This is a genomic window from Planktotalea sp., from assembly GCF_049680325.1.
Taxonomy (GTDB): Bacteria; Pseudomonadota; Alphaproteobacteria; order Rhodobacterales; family Rhodobacteraceae; genus Planktotalea.
In genome coordinates this window covers 1-8375 of record NZ_JBAUHO010000314.1, presented here as the reverse complement: position 1 = coordinate 8375, position 8375 = coordinate 1, and the positions used below count along the sequence as shown (strand labels likewise).

Here is an 8375-nt window from a genome sequence, read left to right as displayed (position 1 = left end):
GCCTTTGTGATGAAGGCAGAGACGGGATGGCTGAATGACAGGATCGCACGGCGGTTTGATCTGATGGTTGATGAAGGCGCTCTGGACGAGGCGCGGGCGAACCTTGATCGCTTTGATCCTGCGCTTTTGTCCTGCAAGGCCATCGGCGCGCCAGAACTTACCGCCCATTTGCACGGTGAGATGACCCTGCCGGAGGCAAAAGAGGCAGCCAGCATCGCGACACGGCAATTTGCCAAACGCCAGCGCACATGGTTTCGCGCACGCATGAAGAAATGGCGCGAAGTCACACTGCCCTAAGATTGCTATTATACAACATTTCATGCTTTCAAACGCGGGTAATTCAAGATTTTGTTGGATTCACCCAATAATTCCAACCTTACTACGAAATGCATACCGAAACCAACGATCGCCCTGCCCCTCAAGCCGTCATGACCATTGCGCAACGCGCGCTTGGCTCGCCTTGGCGTCTTGGTCTTGCTCATGCTCGCGCGCAGCACATGCTGATATGGGTCACGCGCGGCTCTGGACGTTGCGTTGTCGAAGGGCGGGCATCGGCAATGAGTGCGCATAACGCGCTTTTCGTTCAGGCAGGCACGCTTTTTTCCTTCACTTGGGAGCCGTCCTGCTTTGGCCAAACCGTGCTTTTGCCGCCAAGCGCAGGATTGGACTGGCCTGACGAGCCATTGCTGCTGCGTGTCAGAGAACCGCAAGCACAGCTGACGTTGACCCATTACATCGAAGCGATCCACAATGAAGCAAGCAGCGATGCGCTGATGTCGCAAGCCGCAGCCAGCGCCCATGCACAATTGATGATGGTTTGGGCGCATCGTTATCGTAGCCAGCCAACCAAAATGAATGCAGCGCGGCGCTTGATGCGTGCGTTTTGCGCGCTGATTGTTCAATCGGAAACAAAGGCACAGGCCCCGGCAAGCATGGCTGACTATGCCGCGCAACTCGGGGTGACGCCGACGCATTTAACGCGCGTATGCAAAAGCGAGTGTGCGAGCACTGCAGCGGACTTATTGACCCAGCATAGCTTGCAAAGGGCTTGTCGCTATCTAGAGGATGACGCGCTCAAGGCGGTCGACATTGCAAAGCGATTGAATTTCTCAACCCCCGCCTATTTCACAAATTTCATCAAAACCCATACAGGACAAACCCCTTCTGCGTTGCGTGCCGCGGCAAAAGCAAGCCGCGTCTGAATGCGGGGCCAAGCCAAGACGTGAATGAAGCTTCACAAGCCCGTGCGCTACGTGGCGGAAAGCGGATTTCCCACTTGCATTCCATGCGAATGTCGCTTTTGATCGAATCAAATGCCGCTTTTAGACCAAAAATTGTCGAATGGACGAATTGACCTGAAGGAATTTCTGGTGCCGAATGCTGCGACTTGGGGAATGTGACCTGAGCGGCTGACAAGGCCGCCTCTTGTCACGAACACCTCACAAAAAATGAAATGTGTCACAGGGAGAAAAAGATGACGCTCGAAACAAACAAAGGCCAAGGGATTCATCCAGCGGCCAAAATGTATGCTGAAGAATTCAAAGCTGGTCTGATGGATCGCCGCGAATTTCTGACGCGCGCATCTGCATTGGGTGTCGCAACCGCGACAGCATACACCATGGGCGGCCTCACGCAGCCAGCTCAAGCTGCGGCGCATGCCAAAGCAGGCGGCACGCTGCGCATTCAGCAAGAAGTGCGCGCTCTTAAAGATCCACGCACATATGACTGGTCCGAGATTGCGAACTTCTCACGTGGTTGGCTAGAGTATCTCATCCAGATTAACGCTGATGGTTCGTTTGAAGGCCGTCTTCTGGAAAGCTGGGCCGCGAGTGATGACGCCACAGAGTACACATTGAACGTTCGTAAGGGCGTAAAATGGAACAATGGCGATGATTTCACAGCAGAAGATGTTGCGCGCAACATCATCGGTTGGTGTGACAAAGACATGGAAGGCAACTCCATGGCTGGCCGTATGGCATCCTTGGTTGACCCTGACACGAACAAAGCGCGCGAAGGCGCGGTCATGGTTGTGGATAGCCACACTGTCAAACTGACGACGCTTGCACCCGACATCACGATCATTCCAGGCATGGGCGATTATCCTGCGGCGATCACGCACTCCAGCCATAATGCTGAAGACATGGTCGGTAACGCAGTTGGCACGGGCCCTTACATGCCAGAATCTCTGGAAGTTGGTGTTAAAGCCGTCCTCGTCAAGAACACAGACCACGCTTGGTGGGGTGAAGGCGCATATCTCGACCGTATCGAATATATCGACTACGGCACAGACCCCTCTGCCTTTGTTGCTGCGGCTGAATCCGAAGAGATCGACATGATCTACCGCATCGACGGTGACTTTGTTGAAGTCTTCGACTCGCTTGACGGCTGGATCAAGTCTGAAACGCCAACGGCGAACACGATTGTAATCCGTCCAAACCAGCAAGCTGAAGTCGATGGCATGAAGCCCTATGCAGACGTTCGTGTACGTCGCGCATTGGCGATGGCCGTTGATAACGCGGTTTGCCTCGAACTTGGTCTTGCTGGCCTTGGTACGGTTGCAGAGAACCACCATGTGTCCCCGCTGCACCCTGAGTATGCTGAACTGCCAGCACAGGTTGTTGATGGTGCCGCAGCCAAGGCGCTGATGGATGAAGCAGGTATGGGCGATTACGAGCACGAGCTGCTCTCTATCGACGATGACTGGCGCAAGAACACAACCGACGCCGTTGCAGCCCAGCTGCGCGACGCAGGTATCAAGGTGAAGCGTACTATCCTTCCGGGCTCCACGTTCTGGAATGACTGGGCGAAATACCCCTTCTCTTCCACAAACTGGAACCAGCGTCCGTTGGGTGTTCAGGTACTGGCACTTGCTTACCGCACAGGTGAAGCATGGAACGAGTCTGGCTTTGCCAACGCCGAGTTCGACGCGCTTCTCTTAGAAGCAATGTCCATCGCGAATGCAGACAAGCGCCGCGAAGTCATGGCGAAGATCGAAAAGATCATGCAGGACGAGGGTGTTATCATCCAGCCATATTGGCAGTCACTGTACCGTCACTACCGCGAGGGTATCGTGGGCGCAGAAATGCACCCATCCTTCGAAATCTATCCTGACAAGCTGGGCTTCGCTGCTTAAGCGCAAGTCCCATCAAGGCCGCCCTTACATGGGGCGGCCTTTTCAAGCGAATAATGAATACGGATCGCCAATGATCCGCAAAGCCTGACCGACAGGGGCACTACATGGGAATGTTTATACTGAGACGCCTTGGGGTGATGATCCTCACAGGCCTCTGCTTGACCTTTATCGTCTTCTTTTTGACGAACCTTTATCCAAACCTTGAAAAGCTTGCCAAAACGCAGGGCAACATGCGCATGACCGACGAACAGGTCGAAAGCTGGTTGACCAATCGCGGCTATTTGCAGCCATTGCCGGTAAAATACGGCGAATGGCTCGGGGTTTTGCCGTCAAAGCAAATCGAGAATTCCGAAGGCAAACTGGTCGGGCGCTGCCTTGATCCAAATGTTGATCCAGCAGATGCACCCCGCTTTTGCGGGATTTTGCAGGGTGATTGGGGATATTCCACCGTCTTTAAGGAACCCGTCGCCAAGATCGTCGGTACTCGACTCGCTCTGACGGGCAAGCTGATGTTTTGGGTCATGGTGCTTATGGTACCTTCGGCCCTGCTGCTAGGTGTTCTGGCCGGGATGCGGGAAGGCTCGCGCACGGACCGGACGCTTTCTACGGTAGCAATTACAACAACGGCGACGCCGGAATACGTTTCAGGCGTGATTCTGATCGCGGTCTTTGCCTCGTCGGCTGTTGGCCTAAAATGGTTCAAAGGCACGGCAACCTCCGCAATGGACAGCGCCAATTTCGAGAACTTCTTCCTACCCGTTCTCACGATCGCGCTTTACGGCATGGGTTATATCGCGCGCATGACACGCGCCTCTATGGCTGAAGTCATGACCGCGCAGTATATTCGCACGGCGCGCCTCAAGGGTGTCAGCTTTCCCAACATCATCATGAAACACGCGCTGCGCAATGCGCTTATCGCGCCGTTCACGGTGATTATGTTGCAAATCCCCTGGCTGTTGAACGGCGTCGTGATTGTTGAAACCCTGTTTAACTACAAAGGCTTCGGCTGGGTTCTGGTCCAGGCCGCAGGCAACAATGACATCGAGTTGCTGCTCGGGGTTTCCGTGGTTTCGGTCATCGTCGTTTTGATTACGCAGCTGATCTCGGACATCGGTTACGTTTATCTCAACCCACGCATTAGCGTTAATTAAGGAGGCCTGAATATGGAACCGCTTACCTGGGCAGGCAGCCTGTCCTTTCTCAACTGGCCTTTCCTTGCGATCGGCGTCGTGATGATCGCAGTTTTCCTGCTGTCTTTCGTGACTGCTGCGTTCGGGTCGGGCAACGGCGGCGTTACGATGAATGCGGATGGCACGACCTCTGCAATCGGCGCGGGCCCTGCGGAATTGGTTAACAAGGCGCTGGTCGCTTTGCTTGGCCTCTTCGTTCTGGTCTTGCTCGCTTACGCTGTGCTTGGTGCGCTTATGGGCACAAGTGCCGGTATCATCGGTGGTATCTCGCGCCAGCTGATCCCTGTTTGGATCGCGCTAATCGTCCTGCTTTCGGTGTCATCCATCTACAAGCGCAAGCTGGGTCTATACGGCAAGCTCTTTGATAGCATGATCGGTGTGATCGGCTTTAGCATCGTGATGTTCTGGGTCTTTGTTGCGCTATTCGGTGCGCTCGACATGATCTTTACCCACGATCCGTTGGTTCAGGTTTCCGGTATGAAGAACAAAACCCCCGGAACACCGCTACGCGGCGCTGAGGACGGGGATTATGCCTACTACCTTTTGGGCGGCGACAACCTCGCACGCGATATCTTTAGCCGCGTTATGAAAGGTGCAGGGATCGTGATCCTGATTGCGCCTTTGGCAACGCTTTTTGCCTATATGGTTGGTATCACGCTTGGCTTGCCCGCAGGCTATTACGGTGGCCGCTTCGATACGATCCTGTCGTTCTTTGCGAACCTCGTCCTGGCCTTCCCTGTGATCCTGCTTTTCTATCTGTTGGTGACGCCCGAGATTGTAGAGACAGGCCTGCCGCAGTTCATGGCGGTCGTTCTGTTCTTCTTCCCGCTGATTTTCGCGGCGGTGCTAATCCATACACGGATGAAGCAGCAGCCAAAAAAGAACCGGATATGGCTAATCTGCGTGTTGGTGCCGTTGACGTTGCTTTATGTGCTGACGATCAACGCCCCTGACAGCAAGATCAACCTGCTAGGAGCATTGGATACATTCAATCCAGCGCCCGGTGTTCTTGTCGTTTTTGTTTCGGTGGTCTTCGTCAACTCGCCCACGGTGTTTCGTATCGTGCGCGGCCTGACCTTGGACATCAAACAGCGCGATTATGTGGCTGCGGCGCAAACGCGCGGTGAAGGCACATGGTACATCATGCTTTGGGAAATCCTGCCCAATGCACGTGGTCCGCTGATCGTCGATTTCTGTCTGCGCATTGGCTATACGACTATTTTGCTGGGAACCCTCGGTTTCTTCGGCCTTGGTCTGCCACCGGAAAGCCCTGACTGGGGCAGCACGATTAACGAAGGCCGTAAGCTTTTGTCGATCTATCTGCACCCTGCGCTGCCACCTGCCCTGTCCCTGCTATCGCTGGTTCTTGGTTTGAACCTTTTGGCGGACGGGCTGCGTGAAGAAAGCTTGCGCGACTAAGACTGGATGGGCGGACGGGGGGCCAGCCCCCCGACCCCCGGGATATTTATGGAGAGAGGAAACCAAAGGTTTTCTTTCTCCGCTCCAAAGGGAGAAATGACATGGCAAAACGTGATTACGACGGGCCAATTCTGGAGATTGATAAACTGTCGATTTCCTTCTTTACGCGGCTGCGTGAAATTCCAGCGGTGATGGATTTCTCTGTTACGGTGCAACCCGGTGAAGCCGTTGGGCTTGTCGGGGAATCCGGCTGCGGTAAATCTACTGTTGCGCTTGGTGTGATGCAGGACCTTGGCAAAAACGGGCGCGTTGTTGGCGGCTCGATCAAGTTCAAGGGCCAAGATCTGGCCGAAATGAGCGATGAGGAATTGCGCGACATTCGCGGCAACGAAATTGCGATGATCTATCAGGAGCCTATGGCGTCGCTGAACCCTGCGATGAAGATCGGGCGACAGTTGATGGAAGTCCCGATGATCCATGAGGGCATTGGTGAAAAAGAGGCCTATGAGCGCGCGTTGCAGGTTGTCACGGATGTGAAACTGCCTGACCCAAAGCGTATCCTTGGCAGCTATCCGCACCAGCTTTCTGGTGGGCAGCAGCAGCGCATCGTTATTGCGATGGCCTTGATGTCCAAACCTGCGCTTTTGATATTGGATGAACCGACAACAGCGCTTGATGTGACGGTCGAGGCCGCCATCGTTGAATTGGTGCGCGATCTGGGTAAGAAATATGGCACGTCGATGCTGTTCATCTCGCACAACCTTGGTCTGGTTCTGGAAACCTGCGATCGCATTTGCGTGATGTATTCTGGCGAAGCGGTCGAGCGCGGCTCGATCGAGGATGTCTTCGACGAAATGCAGCACCCTTATACGCAAGCGCTGTTCCGTTCGATCCCCCTGCCCGGCGCAGACAAGAATTCGCGCCCTCTTGTGGCGATCCCCGGAAACTTCCCATTGCCGCATGAACGCCCGAACGGGTGTAACTTTGGCCCGCGCTGCGACTATTTCGAGGCCGGGCGCTGCGATCAAGGTGACATCACCATGAAGAATGTCGCAGGCAATGACCGCCACGCAACACGCTGCCTAAGGTTCGAAGAAATCGACTGGAACGCGCCGCTTGCCTTGGCCGAAACCAAAGAAAAGGGCGAGATCGGCAAGGTCGTGCTGAAGATGGAGAACCTCAAGAAATACTACGAGGTATCTGCCAACGCGCTTTTTGGCGGTGCCAACAAGAAAGTCGTCAAAGCGAACGAGACGTTGAGTTTCGAGGCGCGCGAAGGCGAGACACTGGCAATTGTGGGCGAATCCGGCTGTGGCAAATCCACATTTGCCAAGGTGCTTATGGGGCTGGAGACAGCAACAGACGGGGAAATCCTTCTCGACAATCAAAGCATCGGAAACACGCCCATTGAAGAACGCGACACAAAAACCGTCGCCGATATTCAAATGGTGTTCCAGAACCCCTTTGACACGCTCAATCCGTCAATGACGATCGGACGCCAGATCATTCGTGCGCTTGAGATTTTCAAGATTGGCGCGGATGAAGGCGAGCGGCGTGCGCGTATGCTGGAGTTGCTTGATCTGGTTAAACTACCGCGCGAATTTGCGGACCGCATGCCACGCCAGCTTTCTGGTGGGCAAAAGCAACGCGTCGGTATTGCGCGCGCTTTTGCAGGCGGTGCGCGTATTGTGGTCGCAGACGAGCCGGTCTCAGCGCTGGATGTATCGGTGCAGGCGGCAGTGACCGATCTGCTGATGGAAATTCAGCGGGAAGAAAAGACAACGCTGCTATTCATCTCGCACGATCTGTCGATTGTACGTTATCTGAGCGATCGCGTTATGGTGATGTATCTGGGCCATGTGGTCGAGCTTGGCACAACAGATCAGGTCTTTGCGCCGCCCTATCACCCTTATACCGAAGCACTTTTGTCTGCGGTTCCGATTGCCGATACCAGTGTTCAGAAAAAGCACATCGTTCTGGATGGCGACATTCCTTCCGCGATGAACCCGCCCTCTGGCTGTCCGTTCCAGACGCGCTGTCATTGGAAATCGCAGGTCCCGAACGGGCTATGCGAAAAAGACGTGCCAGAAATGCGCACCTTGCCAAACGGGCATCAGCTCAAGTGCCACTTGAGCGATGAAAAGCTGGCGGAAATGGAGCTGGTGATTAAGGTCGCAGCCGAGTAGATCGGGTTTAATGGGCAGGGTTCGTCCCTGCCCTAACCACGATAGTCGCGCGGGGTTTTACCAGTAATCCGAAGGAATTCGCGGTTGAAATTCGACTTGGTGTTGAAGCCCGATCCCAACATGGCATCGGTCACGCTTTCGCCGCGCTCTAACGCAGCGCAAGCATCGCGAATGCGGCGCTCATTAATGTAGCGCGACACGTTCTCGCCAGTGACCCTGTTGATCGCAATCGACAATGTTTTGACAGGCATACCCATTTTGCGGGCAAGCCGGCTAAGCGTCAGGTCCGGATCGACATAAAGGCGCCCGTCTTCAACCAAAGCATCAAGACGCGCGATGATTGCGGTATCTTCCTCGCTTGCTGCACTTTGTACATCCGCTTTCGGTTCGCCAGCTTGCTCTGGCACATCGCTTAGACTGCGCGACAGGCCAAGCGCCCCCATAATC

The 8375-nt window shown here is 54.7% G+C and carries 6 protein-coding genes and 1 pseudogene; 6 read left to right on the top strand and 1 reads right to left on the bottom strand.

All coding sequences use genetic code 11. The features are described from left to right. The 6 genes and pseudogenes from WBC85_RS14230 to WBC85_RS14205 form a co-directional block, all read left to right on the top strand. A pseudogene (locus WBC85_RS14230) lies at positions 1 to 297 on the top strand (tRNA (adenosine(37)-N6)-dimethylallyltransferase MiaA); the annotation flags it as partial. An 89-nt stretch (positions 298 to 386) separates the two neighbouring features. Further along, the gene (locus tag WBC85_RS14225) at positions 387 to 1202 is read left to right on the top strand and encodes a helix-turn-helix domain-containing protein (protein ID WP_424438565.1); all 816 of its coding nucleotides are present in this window, start codon (positions 387 to 389) and stop codon (positions 1200 to 1202) included. A 272-nt stretch (positions 1203 to 1474) separates the two neighbouring features. Then, positions 1475 to 3133: an ABC transporter substrate-binding protein gene (locus tag WBC85_RS14220; protein ID WP_424438562.1), complete on the top strand. Its 1659-nt coding sequence runs from the start codon at positions 1475 to 1477 to the stop codon at positions 3131 to 3133. A 104-nt stretch (positions 3134 to 3237) separates the two neighbouring features. Continuing rightward, positions 3238 to 4284 (top strand): ABC transporter permease, encoded by a 1047-nt coding sequence (locus WBC85_RS14215; RefSeq protein WP_424438559.1) that lies wholly within the window; start codon positions 3238 to 3240, stop codon positions 4282 to 4284. Between the two features lie 12 nt (positions 4285 to 4296). After that, complete coding sequence (locus WBC85_RS14210; RefSeq protein ID WP_424438556.1) at positions 4297 to 5742, top strand: ABC transporter permease; 1446 nt, start codon at positions 4297 to 4299, stop codon at positions 5740 to 5742. Between the two features lie 101 nt (positions 5743 to 5843). Further along, the gene (locus WBC85_RS14205; RefSeq protein WP_424438553.1) at positions 5844 to 7928 is read left to right on the top strand and encodes a dipeptide ABC transporter ATP-binding protein; all 2085 of its coding nucleotides are present in this window, start codon (positions 5844 to 5846) and stop codon (positions 7926 to 7928) included. A gap of 32 nt (positions 7929 to 7960) precedes the next feature. On the opposite strand, the gene WBC85_RS14200 is transcribed toward WBC85_RS14205, so the two are convergent. Then, positions 7961 to 8375, bottom strand: a 415-nt coding sequence (locus WBC85_RS14200) for a helix-turn-helix domain-containing protein (RefSeq protein ID WP_424438550.1), incomplete at its 5' end; no start/stop codon positions are given.